A 21,488-nucleotide genomic window follows, 5' to 3' on the forward strand; every position below is an offset into this window, starting at 1 on the left:
GCAGTGAGAGGGTCCGTAGCTGAGTTGGATCTTTGCGGCTCCAACCGCCATCTTTCGCACGAAGAGTGCATTTACCCCATGTAAGTGACACTGAGTTCGAACGGCGCGACGCCACTGAGACCCGAAGCGGTGGTTCGAAATGTTTGCCAACCGCCACGGCCTGTGTGGACATCGAACGCCGTATTCGGTTCGCCGTTGTCTTCAGTCGGCCAGCTTCGATTCAGCCACACCAGTTTGACCGATAGGTCCGTCGACAAGTTGTAGCTTGCTGCGAGCGTACCTTCGCTCGATTGCATAGCGTTATACGTGGTACCGGTCAGTCTGGATGTGCGCGTGAGGGAATTCACACGAAATGCGCTCTTTCCCGATTCCGAGGCTCTTTCGTCGAACGGTGATCTCGCCGATGAGACCCGTACGCTCGATATGCGTGCCGCCGCATGGAATGACGTGGTCATCGCAGTGCCAGACCCTTGCGTCGGGTACATCAGGATGCGCCGAGAGATGGATCGCGAGGTCACGTCGCACCAGTTCGTTCGCCGTCTCCTGAATCTTGCCAAGGTCCTCTGCGGTGAAACGTTGGTCGACCCCAAAGTCGAATCGCGTTCCACCGATCTTGATGTGGCATCCCAACGTGTCCGCGACCGCGTCCGGCCGGTGGAGACCGACCGCGAGATACAGCAAGTGCGACGCCGAATGGCTGACAGACAAAGCTGCTCGCCGCGTGACATCGATCGAGACCTTCACATGCGTTTCCGGCACCAGACACGCGAGTAGGTGCTGGTCATCCGCATGAATCTGATGCAACACGACGCCGTCCACCTGGATATCCGGGAACCCGGGAACGCCAGCCGCATGCCCGTACATTTTCTTCGCGTGAATGAATCGCAACACTGTTCCATCGTGGAATGCGATCGTACCGTGGTCCGAATCCTGGCCGCCGCCTTCCGGATAAGCGACCGTATCAGCCAACTCCACCCAAGCTCCATCGACTTTAACTACGTGTGTCTCGCACGCAGCGAGGTAAGCGTCGTTGTAGAAAAGTTTTGTCGTGCGACGGTTGAGTCTCATGCTCGAATCCTCGAATTCCTTCTAGCCCTATCGAGTATCCAAACAGGTACCTGCATCTGCAATAGACAGTTCCCGATATGAGGCGCAGGCCAGTTGCGTAGTGAGGTCGCGCGCCAGGCACGCCGAACACAGCCCGCCCCCCCCCCCGCAAGCAACACGTGAGCATGCCCACCGCATGGAGTTCTTTAAGGATGGTGAAATCCGGACTAGCCGCCGTTGCCAGGTGCGTTCCCTGCATCCAATATCAGCTGGCACCGCAGCCGCCGCGGGGATGAATACCGGCAGAGCCGCGGATAACAGAGTAAATACATCAGGACACCCACATGTATTTGACTATCCAGCAACGTGCCGCATTGCGCGCGGCGGCCAAACTAGGGATCGTGGCGATCGATGCAATGGTGTTGTCGCTGCGCACCCACAATCCCGAAGCCTTTCACGACGACGAGTCGCTGCGCGAGCGGGTGTTTCTCATCGAGCCTCCCATCGATATTCTGCATCGCCGCTTCATCCGCCGTGCGCCCGCGCTATCTCCCCGCCAACCCGACTGTTACCGATGGGCGAGCCTGGACCGCCGCGAGTGATGAGTCAGAAATCCGCATCCCGGAGCGTTCGCTGAAAACATTCTTCTTCGGCAGGAAGGAAACGACAAGCAACCGTAAGCCGTGTCACAGCGCACAGAACACTTCTTCTGACCAATCGAGAAACAGCGCCGGCGTCCTTACCGCAGCGCACCACACACAGCAACCTCACACCCCACGCCCCCACTCGTTTTCCCGCATAGCGCCGAAAATGACGTCGAAATCGCGTCCCGGACCCGATCCACTTCCTATCATGTAATTCAAACGCGGCGAACAAACCGCTCGACAACATGATGCGGCACGGTCATGCTGGATTCCAGCCGCTCGTGGACCTGACGCCCCTCTACTCGTTATGAGGCCATCGACATGAACAAGCCATGCATCATTACCGTCGCCATCACCGGTTCCGTGCCGCGCAAAAAGGACAACCCGGCCGTGCCCATCACGATCGCCGAACAGGTCGAAAGCACGCAGGGCGCGTTCGAGGCGGGTGCCACGTTGGTCCATCTGCACGTGCGCGACGAGAATGAGAATTCGAGTTCCGATCGCTCGAGCTTCGCGGAGCTGCAGGAAGGCATCCGCAAGCACTGCCCGGGCATCATCATCCAGTTCTCGACGGGCGGCCGCGGGCGGTCGTTCGAGCAACGCGGCGCGATGCTCGACCTCGCGCCGGATATGGCGTCGCTCGCGACGGGATCGGTCAACTTTCCGACCACCGTTTATGAAAACCCGCCCGACTTCGTCCGTTCGCTCGCATCGATGATGCTCCAGCACAACGTGAAACCAGAGATCGAGATTTTCGATCTGGCGATGCTGTACAGCACGGTCGATCTCGTGCAGCAAGGGCTACTGAAACCGCCAGTGCACGTGCAGTTCGTGCTCGGCGTGAAGAACGCGCTGCCCGCACGGCGCGAAATTCTCGAGTTCGAAGTCAAGCAGCTCTCGGCGTTACTGCCGGACGCGACGTGGACCGCAGCCGGCATCGGCCGGCATCAGCTGGAGGTGAACCACTGGACGCTGGAAATGGGCGGTCATGCCCGCACCGGCCTTGAAGACAACGTGCGCTGGGACAAGGACACGCTCGCGAAAAGCAATGCGCAACTGGTGGAACGCGTCGCGTCGCTGTGCGGCGAATATCAGCGCCCGGTCGCGACGGCCGCGCAGGCGCGCGAGCTGCTGGGCCTGCCTCAAGCTTGAAGCCAGAGCACGCGGCACGACGCAACGCGTGCGCCCCGGCGTCGCCCGGGAGCACGCGTTCGTCTCGTGGCGCATCGGGCCCCTTGCGCTGCGGCACGCGCACGCCTGTGTGACATCTGTTTGTGCCCCAAAGCCGCATGGTGGTAGTACCAGACCAGGGTGAAGCAGGCGGAGAAAACCTGCATCATGGCGGCATCAATCGACCCAATACTGATTCTCCCTGATAGCGTTTTGCTCCGCTCCAGCCGTCGGCGGCCCGCAGCGACTTCTGCGGCGTCGCAAGATCATGCGCCTGTTTACGCCCCCCACCGAGTGTGCAAGTATCCTTGCCAAGGTGTGTCCCGCACATCATGGCGAGGTTCCACATGGCATGGAAACTTTGGAAAACCGAGAAGCAGCAGGACGACACGCGCATCTGGCCGAGCGGTACGCACGAGTCGTTGAAACAGCTTCTGGATATGTACCTGAGCACCGACGCGGCGCCGTTTGCGAACTGGGCCGCGACTGGGATTACCTTCGCGCCGGAGGTCGAACCGCTTGCCCGAAACGGGGTCCGAGGGTATCAGCTCGCCCTCTGGTTCTGGCTTTTTGCTGAGAAGCACGGCTCGATCGCCGCAAAAATGGTGCGCGAATCATTTTGTCTGCTGGCCGACGCCACGCAAGCCTCGTCCGGCGACAGGATCGACGCGCTCCTCGACCTCGAAAACCGCCTTGCGCATTCTGTCGAGACCCTTGCCGCGCAATCGCGCAGCTTCCGGCTGGAGGGTTTGCCCGTGGAGCTACCGACGGAGTTTTTCCTGGCGACCGGCTTGCTCCGGATTGCACCGGACTCGCCTTATGCCGGCAACGAGGGCGTCAGCCTGCAAGGCAATGACTTCAAGCTCGCCGACTGTTTTCGCCATGCCACGGAAGAGGGGCTGTCGATATTCCGGCCGATGATAGACGCGGTCGACTTCGACGCCAAATCGCTGCCTCACTGGAGATGGAGCGCTCATCCCGGCGCTGCCGAGCGACATCTGCAACGACGTCACAACAATCCGCTATTCCCTCTGCATCGTCAGATGGTGACGGCCCACGAGGTCTTCGAAGCGCGTCTTGCCGATGCGCAGTCGCTTCAGGACATCAGGAGCGAGCTCAATGAGACGAGCCGCTCGTTCTCCGAGACGACCGAACTGCCGTTGAACTGGCAGTCCTTCCTCGAACGGTACCTGGACCACGTCGACAGACTGGACGAACGCCGCCTCGTGGCCGGCGGACAAGGCACGTCCCTCGGAGAGGCAATCGGAAAATTACGCGCCGATATCCTCGCCACCTGGCGAGCTTCGATTCAACGGAGCCCGCATAGTCTCGCCATGCTGGAGCAGGAAGAAGCGAAACGGGCCGAGCGGCGCACGCTCCTCTATGAATGCCACTGGACCGCCCAGCTGTTGGGACACGGGTCCGTGATTCCGCCGGAAGAGGTCGTTCCTGCCCTGCTGAGCGAATCCGCCCCCGAACTGGAAAAGGCAGTGGCTGGCCTGCAAAGCGAACCGCGACTGCATGAAACGCTGGCCCAGTGTCGCACAACGGCGCATCGGCTCGTCAACGAGGTTCGCGCCGCCGGCCACCCTCTTCCCGAACTCGGCGACAAGCTTCGCATTCTGGATGGTGCGTCCGGGAAATTGCCGGACTGATCTTCTTCGCGATGTCCCACGCACGACCATAAAGGCCAATCATGAATCCGACCTCTCGCGTCCCGCTCGATACAGCCACAGAGGCGGCGTCGACGCTTTCAGAATATCTGGAGCTTTCGCTGGACAAAGGAAAGAGCCTGATTCTGGTTCGCTCTCAAGGCGAAAATAGCGATGTCTACCTTGGTGAGCCTGGCGAGCCGGATGCCGACCTGATCAGCTACGCGGCCATTCAGAACGCCGTGGTCCACGCGATTCTGGATGCCACCCAGTCCGGACTGAACGAACTGGTCATCGATGGACAGACCTACCGCTTCGTTCGGACCTTCGCACAAGTTGCCGAGCGTGGGGCGATCGTCTTTACACCGGCGTAGACGTTCCTTCGATTGTGGGCTGCTTGTTGCTGCTCACGCCTGATGGTCGGCAGTCGCCGGGTCCTCGATCCCGCGTCTCACGGCGCTGGCCGCGTCTTGTACGTGTTCTCGATGGCCGTCAGTTGATCGAAGGTGCGATCCAGGTCCTGTTTGAAGGTGTCGAGCACCTTGTGTTCGCGGCTCAGTAATTTCCGGAGTTCAAACAGCAAATCACCTCCGCCGATAATCTTGTGCGGCTGCGGGGTTTTGGTGAAAGCCATGAAACCGTAGGCGATTCGGATGCCGAACGTCGCACCTGGAACGAACGCGGCGCCAAGATCGAGTCCATGCACGAGCAGATACTCTGCGACGTGCTTCAGCATTTCCTCGGTGAGGATGTCTCGAAGCTCTTCGACGACGGCCCCGCTCAGCTTGTCGCAAAGCTGGTCATAGGTGCTGAGCAAATGCGATTCACGAAAGGTGTCGAGCGTTGCCAGTCTGATGCCGATCAGCGCTGATGCCGCGTCGAGCGCGGAGATCGATTTTTCCGTTGCCTCGCCGATCGCCCGCTCCACTTCGAGATGCGCGGTAGCCATGCGTTCGCGCATCCTGCGCAGATTGTTCAGCTCATGCTGGGCGACTTCGAGGGCGGACGCATCGGCGGGCGGCGGGGGTCCCAGATCGAACGCTTCCGAGAGATCCCGCACGGCGCCCGAACCGAGCATCTGGTTCCGTTTCATGACGACCGTGTTGAGGGACGATGTGAACTGGTCGCGTACGTCACGGAAAGCCCGTATCTCCCGCTCCGCCGCGTCGGCCTGTTCGTTCAGGATCTCGTTGGGGTCCTCGTCACGGGTGCGCAATTCTTCCAGAAACTGGAAAACCGGACCTTCAGCCATTGGCGCTCGCTGCTCATATTTCTTGTCCTGCGCCAGATATCGCTGGATGGCCTCATGGAAGCGGATTTCAATCGAACTCATCGTGACCCCTCGGGCGCTTCGCCTGGAAACTCAGGCCGGATAACCCACTGGAATCAGATAAACGACGGTCTGACCGTGAGGCAACGCGAGCTTGCGCGCCGCCGGAGCGCCGTCGACCGCGCCCACGGTCACGGCGACTAGCCCGAGCGTGACGGCCTGCAGCAGCATGTTCTGGGTGGCGTGGCCGACCTCCAGATCGGCATACAGATTGGCTCGCGCGCCATATCGCTCGGTCAGCCGACTCGGCTCGGCCGCCACCACGAGCAGGGCCGGCGCCTCTTCGACCGACCTCTGGTTGACTGCAAGGGCCCTCAGTTCGGGGCGCAGGTCGTGCGTGGCCCGCGTCTGGGCCCGATGGCCCTGCGGCAAGTAATGCATGACCTCCGCCGCGGTCACCACGTAAAGCTCGAGCGGGTACAAAGCGCCGGCCGACGGAGCCGCGCGCCTGCCGTTGTCCGGATTGGTGATCCCTTGCCCGGCCCACAGCAACTGGCCGATGGCCTCGACAGGCAGCGGCTTGGGCGCGAAGTTGCGCACGGACCTGCGCTTTTCGATGGCTTCCTCCAGCGAGACCGTGCCGGTGATGCTGGGTTTAGGCAGCGCGATCTCGTTGGTGTATTGCGCTTCGCTGCCCTGCGCCAGCCTGGTGGCCCCCTCGGCAAGCGCGCCTGCGGCCAGCGCGACCAATAGCTCACGACGTTTCATGGAGCACCTCCATGAGCGGATTCGAAACGGGGAATCGAGGCCGACGTCCGCTTCGTGCCTGGTCGGACGACCTCGATGGTCGGCATACAGATTGGTAAACGGCGATTTGTATGGTGACACGCGCGGCGTCTGCCTCAATCGGACTTTGGTCCTACAAACGTGGCGCTACCGCTAGAGAGCCCCGCAGCCGGCCGCAGGTGGTGTAGCGTTGTCATGCGCAACCGACAGGAGACCCACCATGTGCCGCTGGCTCGCTTATTCCGGCAATCCGGTTCAGCTTGAAACAGTACTGTTCAACACCAAACATTCGCTGATCGATCAAAGCCTGCATTCGCGGCTCGGTGCGACCACCACCAATGGCGACGGTTTCGGAATCGGCTGGTATGGACACCCCACTGACATTCCGTATCGCTACCGCTGCATCCAGCCCGCCTGGAGCGACCGCAATCTACGCGAGGCCGCGCGGGCGATTCACTCGCCGCTGTTCGTCGCGCACATACGGGCGGCGACCGACACGCCGTCGCAGGAAACCAACTGTCATCCGTTCCGCCACGGCCGCTGGCTATTCGCTCACAACGGGCTGGTGCGCAACTACCCGGCGCTGCGCCGCGATCTGATGGTGAAGATCGACCCCGATCTGTTCCCATCCATCGAAGGCTCGACCGATTCCGAGGTGTTGTTTTTTCTCGCACTGACGTTCGGGCTGGAGCTTGCGCCCGTCACCGCGCTCGAACGGATGGTCGCCTTCGTCGAAGCCATCGGCCGCCAGCATGGTGTGGACGAGCCGCTGAACATGACCGTGTGCGCGACCGACGGCGAGCAGATCGTCGCCGTCCGCTATTCGAGCGAAGGCAAGTCGCGTTCGCTGTTTCATAGCACCTCGTTCCGTCATCTGCTCGAGTTGTATCCCGACGACGAGCGCATCAAGACGGCCGGCGAGAATGCGTTCCTAGTGCTATCCGAGCCGCTCGCGGACTTGCCCGGCTTCTGGCAGGAGATTCCCGAGAGCACGGCGGTGGTCGCGCGCGGCGGCGAAGTTGGGCAATATCCGTTCAAGCCGCACCTGGCCGACTGAACTGTGCGCGGTCCCCGAACGCGGACCGCCTGCGTGATCTGAAGCATCCGTTGAACGCGCCAGGCCCGCGACTTGCTGTGTGTTGCCGTGAGGAGACACACATGAACGACGATAAATTGATCGAGCCCGAAGCCTCGGTTCGCGACCCCGTCGAGCGGTCCTGGATCAAACGGCTCGGTCCGGGCTTGATCACAGGCGCCGCGGACGACGATCCGTCGGGAATCGGCACCTATTCGCAAGCCGGCGCGCAGTTCGGGTTCGCGCTTCTGTGGGTGATCCTGCTCACCTATCCATTGATGACGGCCATCCAGCTCGTGAGCGCGCGCATTGGCCGGGTGACCGGCAAGGGCCTCGCGTCGAACATGCGCATGCACTATCCGGCATGGCTGCTATACGGCGCGGTCGGCCTGCTCGTCATCGCCAATGTCATCAACATCGCCGCCGACCTGTCGGCGATGGGCGCCGCAGTCGACCTGCTGGTGCATGGCCCGCAGCACCTTTACGTCATCGTCATTGGAGTGTTCTCTGTCATCCTGCAGATTTTTGTCCCCTACGACCGGTACGCGCGCATTCTGAAGTGGAGCGCCCTATCGCTTCTCGCGTATGTCGCGGTCGCCTTCATCGTTCCGATCCCGTGGGGTGAAGTCGCACACGCCATCGTGCTGCCGCGCATCTCGCTCACGTCAGGCTATCTGACCACGATCGTCGCCGTGCTCGGCACGACGATCAGCCCGTATCTGTTCTTCTGGCAGGCGTCGCAGGAAGTCGAAGAAATGCGCTCGGCGCCAGTTCAGGCGCCGTTACGCCGCGTCCCGCGAGAGGCGCCCGCGCAACTGCGGCGGATCAACATTGATACGTGGGTCGGCATGGGCGTCTCCAACGGCGTGGCCTTCTTCATCATGTTGACGGCGGCCGCTACGCTCCATCTGCATCACATCGATGTCAAAACGTCGGCGGATGCCGCCCGCGCACTCGAGCCCTTTGCCGGGCGCTTTGCTTACGTGCTGTTTGCGCTCGGCATCGTCGGAACCGGCCTGCTCGCACTGCCGGTCCTCGCCGGATCGGCCGCCTACGCCGCCGCGGGCAGCTTTCGCTGGCGCAGCAGTCTGGCGTTGCAACTCACCCTCGCGCGCGAATTCTATGCGGTGATCGCACTGGCCATCCTTGGAGGTGTGGCCATCACCTTTATGCATTTCGACCCGATCCGCGCGCTGTACTGGAGCGCGGTGATCAATGGCGTGACCGCGGCACCGATCATGATCGTCATGATGCTGATGGCGCGAAGCCGCCGTGTGATGGGGCAGTTCGCCGTCAAAGGCGTGCTGGCCTGGGGAGGATGGCTGGCCACGCTCGCGATGGCGGTGGCGGCCGTCGGCGTGTTCGTGCCGGGCTGAGAGCCCGAGAGCCCGCATGCCGCCGCGAACCCGGCTTGCCTTTCTTCCCCAATAGCGGTGCTGCGATATACGCGCCAAACGGGTTGCAAAACGGGGCTGCAAAACGGGGCTGCAAAACGCCAACCTGATCTGAACTTCCTGGAGCTACGTTCGTCTGAACGGTGCACCTGGCCAGGCACGGCACCGTCGCATGCTGACACTTTGCCGACAGCCGCGCGGCCGCTCTCGATTGACGATCAGGGAGAATTTGGCATGCCCAAAAAGCGTTCGAACGAATCCGCCGCCGCGCGCGGTAACCGCAACGACAACGGCAACGGCAGGACTCTCAAAGCACCTGTCTTTTCGCAGCCGCAGCCCACGCCGGATCCGCAAACCTTCGTGGTCAGGCACGCATCCGATGCCGCCGCCTACAAGGTCATCGACGAACTGAACCGGGAGCACAAACTGAAGGCGCTCCCGTTTCCTGCGCCGCGCGGCGGCACCGAACCCCGGCTGACGTTCGCACAGGTGATCGACAACGATCAGACGCTGCTCGACACGATCAACGCGAACGGCCAGATCGTGTTTCACGCCACCGGCGATTGCGGCAACACTAAAGGTCCGGCTACCCAGAATGAAGTGTCGGACAAGATGGTCAGCGACTTCGACGAAGCGGATCCCGCCGAGGTGCCGCAATTCAATTTTCTGCTGGGCGACATCGTCTACAGCTTTGGCGAGGCCCAGTACTACTACGATCAGTTCTATGAGCCGTATCGCGACTATCATGCGCCGATACTCGCCGTGGCCGGCAATCACGACGGCATGGTGTCGCCGTTGCAGCATGAGAAGAGCCTGCAGGCGTTTCTCAGAAACTTTTGCTGCGAGCGCTTCCAGGTCTCTCCCGATGCGGGCAACCTTTCCCGTACGGCACAAATTCAGCCCGGGGTGTTCTTCACGTTCGAAGCGCCGTTCGTGCGCATCATCGCGTTGTACAGCAATACGCTCGAAGATCCGGGCGTGATCGCGGACCGTCACATCGGCAACACTCAGCTCAAATTTCTGAAAGCGGCATTACTGCGGGTGAAGAAAGAAAACTATCGCGGCGCGCTGCTTTTCGCACATCACCATCCTCCGTATGTGGCGCGTGGACGTCACGGCTGGAGCGTCGAAATGCAACGGCAGATCGATGCGGTTTGCCACGAGGTCGGGATCTGGCCACATGCCGATCTCGCGGGACACGCGCACAACTATCAGCGCTTTACACGAACGCGTGCCGATGGCACGCACATTCCTTACATCGTGTGCGGCAATGGCGGTCACGGCGTGCAGCGACTCACCACCAACGGACAACCGCCGCTTCGCGCGCCGCAGTTGATTCAGGCTGCATCAAAAGATACCGATGCCGTTGTCCTCGAAAGCTACGACGACCGCAACTACGGCTATTTGCGGCTGGTCGCCAATGCGAGGCAATTGCGTATCGAATACCATCCCGCCGTCGACGGACCCAACACGAAAACGCCGGACGATCAGGTGACCATCGATCTGGCCACCCGCCAGGTGGCTCACTACATCGCTCGCGACTCCGGCATACCCGCACTCGCCGCGCATATTCGTGAGTACGCGCGAGTCTCGGCCGGCAAAGGCTGACGGGCGCGCGGCCGTTTCCGCTCAGCCGCTTACACACTAAAGATTCCTGTATCCGTACCGTAATAGCAAGGATAAGGCGGCAGCTAGCATTCGAGCGGCCGCACAACCACGGCAGTCGGAGACCAGCGTGAGATCGAAAGCGGCATCGTCCTCTAAAAAAATCGACCCGATTCAGTCGGCGAGCGATCTGGACGCACACGCCGGTGGTTGGTCCGCCCGCAACCAGCAGTTCCTTTCCTATTTCCTCTCCCGGGCGGGTCACCGCGGGACCATGCCGCTCGCGAGTTTCGTCATTGCCGTCGCGGCCGGCGTTGGGGTAGGTGCACTCGTGCATCAGGCAGTCGGCGAGACCGCGCTTGCCTTGCGGGTCGCCTTGTCGGTGCTGGCCGGCGGCGCGGGCCTCGCGGTGGTTTGTCGAAAACTTGACTTTGATTACGCCCAGCGCAGTGCCGCCACCGAACTGGCGAGCGGCCTTCTGCATGCGAATCGCGACTGCCTGAAGGTGCTTGCCGCGGATGGGAAGATGCTGCGGGTGTCGGAGCACGGCGCCGAGTTGATGGACGCGGAGTCGCCGGACCAACTCTCCGGCGCGGACTGGCTCAATTTCTGGAGCGGCGACGACCGCAAGGCGGCCGAGAAGGCTCTGGCGGGCGCCCTTGCAGGAACGAGCACCTCTTTCACTGGAAGCTGCGCGACGGTCAAGGGGCGTACCAAATGGTGGAACTCCACGCTCACGCCGGTGACAGGCGACGATGGCGAGGTGGCCACGGTTCTTTGCGCTTCAGAGGACGTCACCCAGCAGTGTGAACTGTTGAAGACGCTTCGCGAACGCGATGAACTGATGCATGAGATGGAGTCGCATGTCCGGCTGGTGTTCTATTCGTATAGCTCGAACTTCGAGCACTTTCATCATGTCAGCGCGGGGGTCGAGAGCGTGTTCGGCCTGACGCCTCAGGATCTCGCCAATCGGCCTTCCGCGTGGCTCGAGCTCGTGGTGCCGGAGGATCTCGAGCCCTTGCTCGCCGAGATGAGCCGCATCGCGTCCGAAGCGACGGAAGGCCGCATCGAATATCGCATCCGCCGCCCGGATGGTTGCCTGCGCTGGATCAGAAGCACGGCCTATCCGGTGTTCGATGATTCCGCCAAGGTGGCGCGCATCGTCGGTGTCAGCGAGGACATCACGCTGGAGCAGGAACGCCTCGCGGCGCTCGACCGCCTGGCCTACACCGATGCGCTGACCGGACTATCCAATCGCGGCGCCCTGATCCGCCACATGAAGACGCTTTGCAGGCAGAACGTCGCGTTCGGTCTCATGTTCGTCGACCTCGACCGCTTCAAGGTGCTCAACGATACGCTCGGCCATACGGCCGCCGACCGTCTGCTACAGGACATCGCGAAAGTCATTCAGGGGGCGCTGCCTCCTGATGCTTGTGTGGCGCGCCTCGGTGGGGACGAGTTCGCGGTCATCGTCAGGGGCCCGAGCGACAAGGCCACGCTGGCCACGTTGGCGCAGTCCCTTCTCAACCTGTTTTCAAGCGACGTTCGCAAAGACCACGCTGCGCCATTCGTCACGGCGTCTATCGGCATCTCGATCTTTCCCGAGCACGGCCGGGACCACGAGGCACTGCTGACGAGCGCGGATATCGCCATGTATGCGGCAAAAAAAGGTGGCCGCAACGGCTTCAGGTTTGCCGACGAAGCGTCCAGCGATGTGCTCGGGGATTTCGAACTGGAGTGCGATCTGCCTACGGCGTTGGCGTCGAATCAGTTCGTCCTCCATTTCCAGGGGATTCACGAGCCGGCCTCGCTGGCGGTGAAAGGCGTCGAAGCACTGGTTCGATGGAATCATCCAACGCGAGGGTTGGTGCGGCCCGCCAGCTTCATCCCAATCCTGGAGGAAAGCGGGTTCATCGTCGAAGTCGGCGCGTGGGTCATGGACGCGGCTCTCGCCCAACTTTCCATCTGGCAGAGCGCCGGAAGACAAGAGCTTTCGATGTCGGTGAACGTGTCGGCGCGTCAGCTCAGGGATGACTCTCTTGTCGCTATCGTCGACGAGGCGCTGCGAAAACACGACGTGCCCCCGCACTGCGTTCAAATCGAACTGACCGAAAGTGCGTTGATGGAAAACGCATTGCTCGCGCAAGCCACGCTGATGGCGCTCAAGCGTCTTGGCGTGCGTATCGCGATCGACGATTTCGGCACGGGGTACTCGAGTCTGCGCTATCTGGCCGATTTTTCGCCGGACATCGTCAAGATCGACCGTTCATTTACGGCCAGGCTGGACCGCGACGCCGCCGCCGCGTCGATCGTCCGGGGCATCATTCAGATGTCGCACGAACTAGGCATCAAAGTGACGGCCGAGGGTGTCGAAACCGATCAGCAATTGCATGCATTGCGCGACGCGGGCTGCGACTACGTACAAGGGTACTTTTTGACGAAGCCGACGAATGCGGACAAGCTTTTCCATCGCGAAGGCGCTTTAGCGGCTTCCTAAGCGGGAGACACTAGCTGCTGCTCCGGCTGAGAAACAGATCCGCGACGACCGAGCGCAACCAGCGATTGCCCGCCTCGTGATGGTACTTCGCGTGCCAGTGCTGCCGCACCGCGAACTTGTCCACCGGGAAAGGACACGAATGGACCGCGACGTCATTCGTGCGCGCCAGCGTTTCGCCGATGTGCCGGGGCAACGTCGCGATCAGATCGGTCGAATTGATGATGGACCCGAGTCCGAGAAATCCAGGCAATTCAAGCACGACGTCGCGTTCGATCTGCTCGCGCAACAACGCCTGTTCGAGCAGTTGCGCTCCCGTGCCCGCTTCGATGACGACGTGCCCCTCGGCGCAGTATTGCTTCAGGCTCATCCGCGCGCGCACGCGTGGATGATTCCGGTTGGCGAGGCACACCCAGTCCTGCATATAAAGCTGTTGCTGGTACATGCCGCCCCCGAGCCAGGGCACGTGCCCGATCGCCAGATCCGCCTCGCCGGATTCGAGCGCGCGTTCCGTATTGCCGTCGATCCGTGCCGCTTCCAGCCGAATGCCGGGCGCCTGAGCCCGCACATGCGCCAGCATTCGCGGCAGCAGCGTGATATGGCTCGCGTCTGTCATGCAGATGCGAAACCGTCGTTTGGCGGTGGCGGGATCGAACGAGATTTCCCAGGCGGCAAACCGGCGCAACGACTCCAGAATCTCCCGGCACGGTCCGATCAAGGCATCCGCCTGCGGAGTGGGCGTCATGCCGGCTGGCGTGCGGACGAACAGCGGGTCCTGCAAATGATCGCGCAGGCGACCTAACCAGATACTGACCGTCGGCTGACTTTGTCCAAGCTGCTCGGCGGCGCGCGTGACGCTTCGCAAGTCGTAAAGCAGGTCGAAAAGCTGCAGTAGCTTGAGGTCCGGAAGGTCTGTGGTGCTCATGGCCGTATTGTCGTTCGCAATATTGTGATTGTAGCCATTGCATTGTGCGAACGGACCGGAATCCGGACTGCGTCACTCGAGCGGCACGGTCAACCGGTCGATAACCGCCTGCGTCTGCGGACGCACACCGCGCCACCACTCGAACGCCTCGGCCGCCTGCTCGACGAGCATGCCGACGCCGTCGGCGATACCCTGCACGCCCGCATCGCGCGCGAGCCGCAGAAACGGTGTGAGCCCCTTGCCATACGCGAGTTCGTACGCGGCCCCCGCCGGGCTGAACACGCTCGGCGCAACGGCAGGCAACTGACCGGTGAGACTCGCCGAGGTCGCGTTCACGACGAGGTCGAACTGCCCCATCGTGTCGAGTTCCCGATAGCCACATGCGATCAGCGGGTCGCTGCTCGCGACTTGCGCCAGCAGCGCCTCGGCCTTGCGCACGTCACGGTTCACGACGACCAGTTCCGCCGGCCGCGCCGCGATAAACGGCAGCAATGCGCCGCGAACCGCCCCACCCGCGCCCAGCACCAGCACCCGCTTGCCCGCCATCGGTTGATTGAGATTGACTTCGATATCACGCACGAGGCCGACGCCGTCGAAATTCTCGGCAATGATCCGGCCGTTTTCGAACTTCATCGCGTTCACGGCACCAGCGAGCGCCGCCCGTTCGCTGCGCTCATCGGCGATCGCGAACGCCTGTAGCTTGAACGGCGCGGTGACGTTCATGCCCCGGCCGCCCGCGGCGATAAACGTCCTGACCGTCGCGGCGAACGCGTCGGCCGGCTCGATGGGACCTTCGATCGCCGTGTAGGTGATGTCTTGCCCGGTCTCCTTCGCAAACAGACCATGAATCAGCGGAGATTTCGTGTGCCCGATCGGATTGCCGATCACAGCGTACTGGTCGGTCATCACGCACCTCGCCTGGCATACAGCACGCCCTGGGTCTGCATCGCGTCGATTTCCGCGGCGTCGAAACCCAACGACAGTGCCACTTCCGCATTGTGCTGACCAAGGTCCGGTCCGACTTCGCGGATCGACGTGTCGCAGTCGGAAAAGCGAAAAGGCAGGTTCGGCAGACGCAATTTTCCGAAGCGCGGATGGTCCTGCTCGATCACCATGCCGCGCGCGACGATCTGCGGATCGGCGATGACTTCGTCGATACGCTGGACCTTGGCGCACGGCACGTCGACACCGTCGAGCAACGCCAGCACCTCAGCGACCGGCCGCGCCGCGACCCACGGCTTCACGACGGCGAGGATGGCCTCGCGATGGGCGTTGCGTCCGTTCAGACTGTGGAACCGCGGGTCGGCGCCGAAGCCGGCCGGAGCGCCGTGTCGTTCGGCGAGCGACGCGAACCGCTTCCACGAGTCATCGACTTGCGCGGCGATCACGAGATCGCCATCGGCCGCGCGAAACACGCCGTACAGCGTCGAGGTCGGCATGTCGTGACCGGTCTGCTCCGGCAGCACGCCTTGCGTCGTGTAGCACTGCACCGCGTATTCGTGCATCGACACCAGCGTGTCGTACAAGGCCATGTCGATATGCTGGCCGCGACCGCTCTTCACGCGGCCGAGCAGCGCGGCGTTGATCGCGGCGACCGCGTGAATGCCCGTGTACATATCGCCGAGCGAAATGCGCATCAGCGGCGGCGGTTCGCCGGGGTTGCCGATCATCTGCATGATGCCGCTCTTCGCCTCGGCGATCAGGCCGAAGCCGGCCCGATGCGCGTCGGGACCGGTATGGCCGTACGCCGAGATCGAGCAGTACACAAGACTCGGATTGCGCCCGGACAACTCGGCATACCCGAGGCCCAGCTTATCCAGCGCACCTGGCCGGTAGTTTTCGATGAACACATCGGCCGAATCGCAAAGACGTCGCATGAACTCCTTGCCGCGCGGATCTTTCATGTCCACGCTGACGCCGCGCTTGCCCATGTTCAACTGCAGGAAGTAGGCGCTTTGCTGGTCGTCGAGAACGGTCGCGTGCTGGCGGCCGGCATCGCCGCTGCCAGGACGCTCGACCTTGATCACTTCGGCGCCCAGCGCCGCGAGACAACGGCCCACATAAGGACCGGCGAGAAAGTGGCTGTAATCGACGACGCGAATACCTTCGAGAGGACGGGCTTGCATCAGTTCGCTCCTGGCCGGCGCGGCACCATCAGCCGATGTTCGCCGCGCTGGACGACCTGGCCGTCCTGATTGATCAATTCCGAGGGCAGCACGACGATGCCCCAGTCCGGACGGCTCTTGCTCGCGCGCATGTTGCCCACGCGAAACGCGACATGAAGCACGTCATCGACCCTGATCGGCAGCAGGAAATCCCACGTCCAACCGAGTGACATGCCGGGCAGAAAGCGATAGTCGCTCTGCGACTTCAGGCCGTCCGCGATCGACAGGCCGAACAGTCCGTGCGCGACGATCGAACCGAAGTGGCTCGCGTTCGCGTATTCCTCGTCGACATGCACCGGTGTGTGATCGCCGGTGAGATCGGCGTAAGCGAGAATGCGCTGTTTGGTGACCGCATAGGTCGGGCTCACGCACGCGTCGCCCTCCTTCGCGTCGTCCCAGTACTTTTCGATGATCGTGCTCATGCTTTACGCCTCCGCGCGTGGGTTGATCGCCAGCGCCTGCGCAACGCACGCGGCAGGTTTGGCCTGAATCAGTTCGAGCGCCAGTCCATCCGGCAGCCGCAGCCAGTTGCGTCCCTGCTGCATGGCGGTCACATTGAACGCTTGCGTCGCGACGAGCGCGGCCTCAAGGTCCTCGCACATCACGCCGAGATGCGCGAGACGCCCCTCGGGACCTTCGTGGTGCGGCGCATGGATGAACTGCAATCCGCCGAGCGTCCAGTACTGACGCGGCTCCTCGCGCGTGCCGTCGACCTCGCGCATGGTCATGCCGAGGACTGACTCGAAGAAGCGGATATGCCAGTGGATATCCTTGACCCAGATGGCGACGTGTTCCACGTAGGCTTTGGAGCCGCTCATGCCGTCGCTCCTTCTTTCTGACGATCCGTCATGGCGCGCTCGATGCCCTTGATGCACGCGACGAGCGTCGAATTGACCGGCGTCGGGACGCCGAGGCGCTCGCCCCAACGCACGACCGCGCCGTTGATGAAGTCGATTTCGGTGACCGAGCCTTTTTCGAGGCTTTGCAGCATCGAGGTCTTGAACGCGGGCGAGAGGCCTTCGGCCGCCATCGTCCACGCTTGCTCGGCGTGGGTCATCGACAGGTGAATGCCGGCGGCCTGCGCGGCTGCCATCGCTTCTCCGATCGCCGCCAACGCGGTGGCCTTCATTGTGGGTTCTGCGTACAGTTGCCCATAGGTCAGACCGGTGATGCCGGTGATCGCCCCCGTCGCGACGTTGATCAGCAACTTGTCCCACATGGTGCCGAGGATGTTGTCGCTGACCGTGGTCGTCAGACCCGAAGCGTTGAACGCGACGGCGATCGCGCGGACCCGGTCCGTGACCCGACCGTCGAGCTCGCCGACGATCGTCAGTTTTCCGCTCACGCCCGACTGAATGTGTCCCGGCGCCTTCAGCACGCCACCGACATAGGTCTTGCCCGCCAGCACCCGCTCGCGGCCGACGATCTCGCTGAGCACGTCTTCGTGGCCGAGGCCGTTTTGCAACGACAACACCAGCGTGTCAGGTCCGACGAGGTCGAGCGCGCCGCGCATCGCCGAATCGGTGTGAAAAGACTTGACCAGCACGATGACGAGGTCCACCGGTCCGACTTCGCCAGGGTTCGTCGTCGCGCGGACGGTTACGCGGCGCGATCCGCTGGCATCGTCGACTTGCAGACCGTCGCGGCGCATGGCCTCGACGTGCGCCGCGAAGCGGTCGACCAGCCACGTCTCATGGCCACCTTCGGTCAGCGCGGAGCCGATCGCGCAACCCAACGCGCCGGCTCCGAGGAATGCGATCTTCATAGATGTCTCCGTGATATGGAGACGAAGATACGATTCGATCCTTATGCTGGCAATGCAATGGATGCAATAGGGTCATTGCGTGGAGCAATGTGACGGATCCGTCGAACACGGAGATAGCTTCTGCCCCGCGCTCATCGCCGCGCTCCTTTGCGCCCGATGCATGGCGGCCACCTTCGCTTCCGCGGCCTGAATATCAGCTGGGTACGAACCGTCATCGCCCTGCGACGGGTCGTATCCCGCCGCCTCCAGTTCCTCGAGTTCGTGCATGACCTCCGCGCGGGTGACTTGATGAGGCTCAGGCGCCGACACAGTTTGCGCGTGGGCGCTCGTGAAGTTCGCCATCAGCATCGGGCCTGCGATCACGAGGCTGAGCAGTGGCGAACCCGCATACCGATTCATCGATTCCGATTTCATGTTGCACTCCTTCTTTCCTGAAGATGGATTCGCGCATCGGCATTCACTGCGCGACCGGCTTGCCGGACTGTGAGAGTTGCGCGACGCACATCAGGTAAACAAAGGTTTCTCGCTGGATATTCCCGGAGTCACGAACTCACGGAACACTCGCGCATTTTTCGTCGTTCGAGAGCGTTGCGCAGTTGACCTGCGACGAACGCGCCAACGATCAGAGACAGGTACAAAGCCACGAGATCGTGACGCCAGCCGTTCAACGCAAGCTGATGCGCAACCAGTTTCGGATCGGGAGCCGCAAGGATTGCGCTTTTCGCCTCGACCGTTCGCATCATTCGCACGAAGCCTGCCGCGGATAGCAATGGCAGCAGGATGACCGACGTCAGCAGCACGGGCTTCATGCGAAGCGCCCATCGCAGGTGACGCAAGCGGAACCATAGCCCGAGGCATCCGTGGATCCATCCGGGCGCGAGCAGTGCAAGCTGCAAACCCTGCGTACCCGTCGTTAGCAACTGGATGACGACGCGCTCGTAGTCGGGTTCGAAGCCATAGAGCGAGGACGCGAGCCGGGTCGTCACCGCATGGCGGATCAGCAGCAACGGCAGGCTCAGCCCGGCCCACAGGCGCACCCATTCGGCTAGAGGCAATGTCCAGTGACGGCGCGCGTAGATCGTGCGCATGGCCAGCGCAAAATGAAGCGCGGCTGCCCCGTACAACGCGATCGTTCCAGGTATGCTGCGCCAGAGCCGCAACGCCAGAACCAGACCGCGTCCCGCAAGTTCGAGCGACCAGATTCCGAGCGCGTGATTGAGCAGATGCAGGAAGAGATAGACCAGCAACACCACGCCGGAGCCGAGTTGCAACCGGCGCAAAACGGCTTGCATCCGCGTCGTCATTTGATCACCCATCTGCTGTCAGTCTTACCTGCAAGACCGGGGTGTCGCGGCGCTTATTCCCGATTCGACGTACGCGGGCCGATAGTTTGGAGCGAGCACCACAACCTGGCGTGCAGTCGATGACAATTCGGCTCTTGTCGCGTGAGTTAGCGACTATTATTGATTGGCTGGTTTTGTCCGACCGGCACTACATCGACAGGCCAATGAAAGCTTTTACTGGATCGACAGCAAGTTTGGATATGCGGTGTCGGGCGGTTTCGCGCGCAACGCTCTATCTGGCATTGCAAACGCGATGGCCGCGCAGTTGGCAACAACAACAAAGGTCGAAGGTCATTTGTACGTCGCGACATAGGGGCTGATGCCGCAACGTCCGGCGCCGTCTCCAGGCCTCATTGGAAGGAGACTCGGCGATGAACTTGAACAGAAGGCTGTGGTGCAGGCGCGTGCCGTCGTGGGTGGGGGCGTGCTGTGTGCTGGCGCTGTGCGCGACGTGGAGCCACGGCGCGTACGCGGATTCGCAAAGCGATCAATGCCAGGGCAAAGGATGCGAGAAACATGAACCGCCGCCGCGATCCAAACTTGGCTGTCCAGATCTGAATGGCTTCGCCATCCCCGCCCACAAGATCGGTCTGCCGACGACGGGCGCCGTCGTCACGTCGACGACCCAGGTGGCGGCGAGCGGTAGCGGCGCGACGGCGACCGGGTCGTACTGCCTCGTGGCCGGCGCGATTCATCCGGTCGACCCATCCGCGCCGGACATCCTGTTCAATGTCGCGTTGCCGGACCAGTGGAACGGCAAGATCCTGATGCTCGGCGGAGGCGGTTTCGACGGCTCGATTCCCGCCGTGACGGGTAACGTGCCGAGCGCACCAACTGATCTGCCGGGACCGCTGTCGCGCGGCTATGCGGTGTTCGCGAGCGATTCCGGGCACGAGGCGACCAACGGGTCCGTCAACGGCGCGTTCTCCGTCAACGCCGAGGCCTACGACAACTTCATGGGCGAAGCGCTGAAGAAGACGCATGACACCTCGCTGCTGATCATCGACGCGCACTACGGCACGCATCCGTCCAAGGCGTATTTCGCGGGCGGCTCGACGGGCGGACGCGAGGCGCTGACCGTCGCGCAGCGCTGGCCGCGGGACTGGGATGGCGTGATCGCGTTCTACCCGGCGTACGACTTTACGACGCTGAGCCTGCAACAACTGCGCGTGACCGAAGGCTTCGCGGCGCCGGGTGCGTACCTCGACACCGCGCAGCGCGCGCTGCTGCTCAACGCCGTGATGCAGACGTGCGACGGGCTCGACGGCGTCGTCGACGGGCTGATCAGCAACGTGCAGGCATGCAATGCGACGTTCAACCCCGCGACGGCCAGGGTCGACGGCAAGCCGTTGCGTTGCGCCGGCGGTGTGGCACGCGATGACACCTGCCTGTCGGACCGGCAGATCGAGGCGCTGAACACGATGAACACGCCGCTCGTGTTTGCGTACCCGCTCGAAAGCGGCGAAACGTTCTATCCGGGCTACAACGTCTACGGCGCTGATCTCGGGGTGGGCAGCAGCTCGCCGCTCGAAGCGATCGTCACGGAACTCGCGCTCGGCACGACGCAGCCGTCGTATCCGCTGCAGAGCACCGCGATGTTCGACGGCCAGATCGCCGACGACTTCGTCCGTTACACGGTGATGGACAACCCGAACGCCGATTCGCTGACCTATAACCCCGCGCTGGCCGGTCGATGGTCCGGGCGCGTCAGCATGCTGTCGGGGCTCGACGCCACGGACGCGAACCTGACGCCCTTCATGCAGCACGGCGGCAAACTGCTGATGGCGCACGGCACCGTGGATCAAACCGTCAGCACGCGGGCCACCGAGATCTACTATCAGCGCATGCTGGTGACGATGGGGTTCGGCGCCGTTGCGTCGTTCGCGCGCTTCTATGAGATTCCGGGGCTGCAGCACGCGGTCGGCACCGAGTTCAATGCGTCGTGGGACTCGCTGACCACGCTTGAGAACTGGGTCGAGCACGGCACGCCACCCGTGCATCAGGTGGACACCGATACCGCCGGCGTGCCGGGACGCACGCGGCCGCTGTGCCAGTATCCGACGTGGCCCAGCTATAACGGCGCGGGCGATGTGAATAGCGCGGCGTCGTTCACCTGCGTGCAGTAAGACGGGTCATGGAGAGGCTTGCTTGCC

The 21,488-nt window shown here is 62.5% G+C and carries 20 protein-coding genes; 9 read left to right on the plus strand and 11 right to left on the minus strand.

Going from position 1 to position 21,488, the window contains the following annotated elements; all coding sequences use genetic code 11:
- Positions 1–300: 300 nt before the first annotated feature.
- Positions 301–1,068, minus strand: coding sequence for an alanyl-tRNA editing protein (locus tag CI15_RS33825; protein WP_062137742.1), 768 nt, complete (start codon positions 1,066–1,068; stop codon positions 301–303).
- 323 nt (positions 1,069–1,391) lie between these two features.
- On the opposite strand from CI15_RS33825, the gene CI15_RS33830 reads away from it, so the two are divergent.
- The 4 genes from CI15_RS33830 (at position 1,392) to CI15_RS33845 (ending at position 4,887) form a co-directional block, all read left to right on the plus strand.
- Positions 1,392–1,649, plus strand: a complete 258-nt coding sequence (locus tag CI15_RS33830; protein WP_062137746.1) for a hypothetical protein — start codon at positions 1,392–1,394, stop codon at positions 1,647–1,649.
- Positions 1,650–2,012: 363 nt separating this feature from the next.
- Complete coding sequence (locus CI15_RS33835) at positions 2,013–2,843, plus strand: 3-oxoadipate:acetyl-CoA acetyltransferase (RefSeq protein ID WP_062137749.1); 831 nt, start codon at positions 2,013–2,015, stop codon at positions 2,841–2,843.
- Positions 2,844–3,208: 365 nt separating this feature from the next.
- Positions 3,209–4,516, plus strand: a complete 1,308-nt coding sequence (locus CI15_RS33840) for a hypothetical protein (protein ID WP_062137752.1) — start codon at positions 3,209–3,211, stop codon at positions 4,514–4,516.
- A gap of 41 nt (positions 4,517–4,557) precedes the next feature.
- The gene (locus tag CI15_RS33845; protein WP_062137755.1) at positions 4,558–4,887 is read left to right on the plus strand and encodes a hypothetical protein; all 330 of its coding nucleotides are present in this window, start codon (positions 4,558–4,560) and stop codon (positions 4,885–4,887) included.
- Positions 4,888–4,964: 77 nt separating this feature from the next.
- Here CI15_RS33845 and CI15_RS33850 read toward each other — a convergent pair whose 3' ends face one another.
- Positions 4,965–5,846: a hypothetical protein gene (locus tag CI15_RS33850; protein WP_062137758.1), complete on the minus strand. Its 882-nt coding sequence runs from the start codon at positions 5,844–5,846 to the stop codon at positions 4,965–4,967.
- 30 nt (positions 5,847–5,876) lie between these two features.
- Entirely contained in the window at positions 5,877–6,551 is a 675-nt protein-coding gene (locus tag CI15_RS33855) for a SagB/ThcOx family dehydrogenase (protein ID WP_062137762.1), read from the minus strand.
- A 238-nt stretch (positions 6,552–6,789) separates the two neighbouring features.
- On the opposite strand from CI15_RS33855, the gene CI15_RS33860 reads away from it, so the two are divergent.
- The 4 genes from CI15_RS33860 to CI15_RS33875 all read left to right on the plus strand — a co-directional run bounded on the left by CI15_RS33860 (position 6,790) and on the right by CI15_RS33875 (position 13,140).
- Positions 6,790–7,626, plus strand: a complete 837-nt coding sequence (locus CI15_RS33860; RefSeq protein WP_062137766.1) for a class II glutamine amidotransferase — start codon at positions 6,790–6,792, stop codon at positions 7,624–7,626.
- 101 nt (positions 7,627–7,727) lie between these two features.
- Complete coding sequence (locus CI15_RS33865; protein ID WP_062137769.1) at positions 7,728–9,020, plus strand: NRAMP family divalent metal transporter; 1,293 nt, start codon at positions 7,728–7,730, stop codon at positions 9,018–9,020.
- 252 nt (positions 9,021–9,272) lie between these two features.
- Positions 9,273–10,646 carry a metallophosphoesterase family protein gene (locus CI15_RS33870; protein ID WP_062137772.1) on the plus strand — a complete coding sequence of 458 codons (1,374 nt, stop codon included), beginning with the start codon at positions 9,273–9,275 and terminating at the stop codon, positions 10,644–10,646.
- A gap of 127 nt (positions 10,647–10,773) precedes the next feature.
- The gene (locus tag CI15_RS33875) at positions 10,774–13,140 is read left to right on the plus strand and encodes a sensor domain-containing protein (RefSeq protein WP_082814362.1); all 2,367 of its coding nucleotides are present in this window, start codon (positions 10,774–10,776) and stop codon (positions 13,138–13,140) included.
- Positions 13,141–13,150: 10 nt separating this feature from the next.
- Here the strand turns inward: CI15_RS33875 and CI15_RS33880 are convergent, their stop codons facing one another.
- From CI15_RS33880 to CI15_RS33915, 8 genes are all read right to left on the minus strand, one after another.
- Positions 13,151–14,062 (minus strand): LysR family transcriptional regulator, encoded by a 912-nt coding sequence (locus CI15_RS33880; protein ID WP_062137775.1) that lies wholly within the window; start codon positions 14,060–14,062, stop codon positions 13,151–13,153.
- A 72-nt stretch (positions 14,063–14,134) separates the two neighbouring features.
- A complete protein-coding gene (gene aroE, locus CI15_RS33885; RefSeq protein ID WP_062137779.1) occupies positions 14,135–14,968 on the minus strand; it encodes a shikimate dehydrogenase in 834 nt (277 codons plus the stop codon).
- Positions 14,968–16,188 carry a CaiB/BaiF CoA transferase family protein gene (locus tag CI15_RS33890; RefSeq protein ID WP_062137781.1) on the minus strand — a complete coding sequence of 407 codons (1,221 nt, stop codon included), beginning with the start codon at positions 16,186–16,188 and terminating at the stop codon, positions 14,968–14,970. Before CI15_RS33890 ends, aroE begins: the two co-directional genes overlap by 1 nt.
- On the minus strand, positions 16,188–16,649 hold the full coding sequence (locus tag CI15_RS33895; protein ID WP_062137784.1) for a MaoC family dehydratase: 462 nt from the start codon (positions 16,647–16,649) through the stop codon (positions 16,188–16,190). The genes CI15_RS33890 and CI15_RS33895 overlap by 1 nt, the downstream gene beginning before the upstream one ends.
- A 3-nt stretch (positions 16,650–16,652) precedes the next feature.
- A complete protein-coding gene (locus CI15_RS33900) occupies positions 16,653–17,045 on the minus strand; it encodes a VOC family protein (protein WP_062137787.1) in 393 nt (130 codons plus the stop codon).
- Positions 17,042–17,992, minus strand: a complete 951-nt coding sequence (locus CI15_RS33905) for a ketopantoate reductase family protein (protein WP_062137790.1) — start codon at positions 17,990–17,992, stop codon at positions 17,042–17,044. Before CI15_RS33905 ends, CI15_RS33900 begins: the two co-directional genes overlap by 4 nt.
- A 72-nt stretch (positions 17,993–18,064) precedes the next feature.
- Positions 18,065–18,406 carry a DUF4148 domain-containing protein gene (locus CI15_RS33910; protein ID WP_062137793.1) on the minus strand — a complete coding sequence of 114 codons (342 nt, stop codon included), beginning with the start codon at positions 18,404–18,406 and terminating at the stop codon, positions 18,065–18,067.
- A 128-nt stretch (positions 18,407–18,534) separates the two neighbouring features.
- The gene (locus CI15_RS33915; protein ID WP_241496021.1) at positions 18,535–19,284 is read right to left on the minus strand and encodes a hypothetical protein; all 750 of its coding nucleotides are present in this window, start codon (positions 19,282–19,284) and stop codon (positions 18,535–18,537) included.
- 422 nt (positions 19,285–19,706) lie between these two features.
- Between CI15_RS33915 and CI15_RS33920 the strand changes: the two genes are divergently transcribed.
- A complete protein-coding gene (locus CI15_RS33920) occupies positions 19,707–21,461 on the plus strand; it encodes a tannase/feruloyl esterase family alpha/beta hydrolase (RefSeq protein WP_075643830.1) in 1,755 nt (584 codons plus the stop codon).
- Positions 21,462–21,488: the final 27 nt, after the last annotated feature.

This window comes from Paraburkholderia monticola (genome assembly GCF_001580545.1).
GTDB lineage: Bacteria > Pseudomonadota > Gammaproteobacteria > Burkholderiales > Burkholderiaceae > Paraburkholderia > Paraburkholderia monticola.